The 1,770-nt window shown below is 73.6% G+C and carries 2 protein-coding genes; both read left to right on the top strand.

Annotation, left to right across the window (positions count from 1 at the left end):
• Positions 1-187 (top strand): hypothetical protein (locus GXW76_RS25260; RefSeq protein WP_211864897.1); only part of this gene is annotated, 187 nt, incomplete at its 5' end.
• An 8-nt stretch (positions 188-195) separates the two neighbouring features.
• Positions 196-1,770, top strand: a 1,575-nt coding sequence (locus GXW76_RS25255) for a hypothetical protein (RefSeq protein ID WP_211864896.1), incomplete at its 3' end; no start/stop codon positions are given.

The following is a 1,770-nucleotide window of genomic DNA, read 5'->3' as shown; positions in this document are numbered from 1 at the left end:
CATGGACATGGCGTTGGGCGAGCACGACCTCGACAGCGCGCTGGCGGCGCTCGCCGACCTGCTGATCCTGGCGCGGGAGGACGCGGCGACCGGCGCCGCCACCGCCGCGCTGCTCGCCCATCTCGCGCGGCATCCGCTGTGCCGCAGCCCGTCCCTCGGCGCGCTCGCCGCGGCCCTGACCGAATAGGCCCCGCCATGGCCCTGATCATCCTCGACCCCAATCTCGAAGGCGAAGCGGGGCATCACCTCGCCTACGACCTGGCGATCGCGAAGGAGGCCCTGGCGCGGGGCGAGACGGCGACGATCATCGCCAACCGCCGCTTCGGTGCGCGCACCATCGAGGGCGTGCGCGTCCTGCCGCACTTCACCGAGACCTGCTACGCGGTGCTGCACAAGGACCCGGTGAGCGGCGCCTTCGACGACTTCCGCCACTTCAACGACCTGCTGCAAGCCGAATTGGCGGCGCTGCCGCGCGGCGAGTTTCGCTCCTCCGACGCCGTGCTGGTGCCGACGGTCACGGAGAACCACCTCGCCGGCTATGTCGGCTGGATGAAGTCCTTCGACCCGCTGGAGGCGCCGCTCTTCCTCGTCCACCTCATGCTGCCCTCGGGCTATGCGGTGGAGGGCGACGGGCGGGAGGCCGTGGAGGATCCGCTGCGGGCGCTGTTCTATCGCCTGGCCGACCGCGCGGCGCGGGAGCCGGGGCCGGAGGTGCACCTCTTCGCCAGCGGCGGGCAGCACGCGGCGGAATACGGCGCGCTGCTCGGGCGCGCGATCCCGCCGCATCCGGTGCCGATCCGCCCGGACCCGGCGCCGGGGACGGAGGAAGCGCCGCGCCGCGCGCTGCTGTTCGCGGGCGACGTGCGGATCGACAAAGGCATCGCGCTGCTGCCGGACCTCGCGCCGTCGCTCGCCGCCGCGCATCCGGACTGGACCTTCGTCGCCCACGCCAACACCAACGCCGCCTGGGGCGAGGCGAAGGAGGCCGGTGAGGCGCTGGCCGCGGCGGCGGAAGGCATCGGCAACTTGGAGGTCGCCGGCGGGCGGCTCTCGCCCGAGGCCTATCTCGCACTGTTGCAAGGCGTGCGCATCGCGCTGTTTCCCTACGATCCGGCGCTCTACCGGCGGAAATCCTCGGGCGTGCTGTGGGAGGCGATCAGCCTCGGCGTGCCCGTCGTGGTGCCCGAAGGCACCTGGCTGGAATACGAGGCGCGGCACTGGGGCGCGGGCCATGTCGCCTATGCCGCGCACGAGCCCGCCGCCATCGCCGCCGCCTTCGAGGCCGCGCTGCCGCGCATCGCGGAACTGGAAGCGGCCTCGCTGGCTGCGGGGGAACGCTACCGCGCGGCCAATGGGGCGGCGGCGCTGATGGACCAGGTCGCCGCGCTCTGGGTGCGGCACAAGGCGGTGTCCTCCCTGGTGACGCGGCCGCGCAGCATGGCGCTCGACCTGGTCCGCATGGATGCCGGCTGGCACCGGCCGGAGACGGTGGAAGGCCGCCAGGTGCGCTGGACCGCGCAGGACCCTGTCATCGCCTTCGACTGGCCCTTCGACGAGCCGTGGGAGGCGGAACTCACGCTGCTCTCCTTCTTCGGCGCGGACCAGGTGAACAAGGTCGCGGCGACGGTGGGCGATGCGCCGGTGGCGGCGAGCTGGTCGCGCGAAGGCCGCGGCGGCCGGCTGCTGCTGCGCGGGCCCGGGCCCGGACGGGCGCGGCCCCGCGTCGAGTTGCGGCTGCGGCTGCCCTACACCTATCGCCCGGCCAATGAC

It is taken from the genome of Neoroseomonas soli (genome assembly GCF_018129065.1).
In the GTDB taxonomy this organism is placed as follows: Bacteria; Pseudomonadota; Alphaproteobacteria; order Acetobacterales; family Acetobacteraceae; genus Neoroseomonas; species Neoroseomonas soli.
Note: the sequence above shows the minus strand (reverse complement) of the source record. Positions and strands in the feature narration are given on the sequence as shown.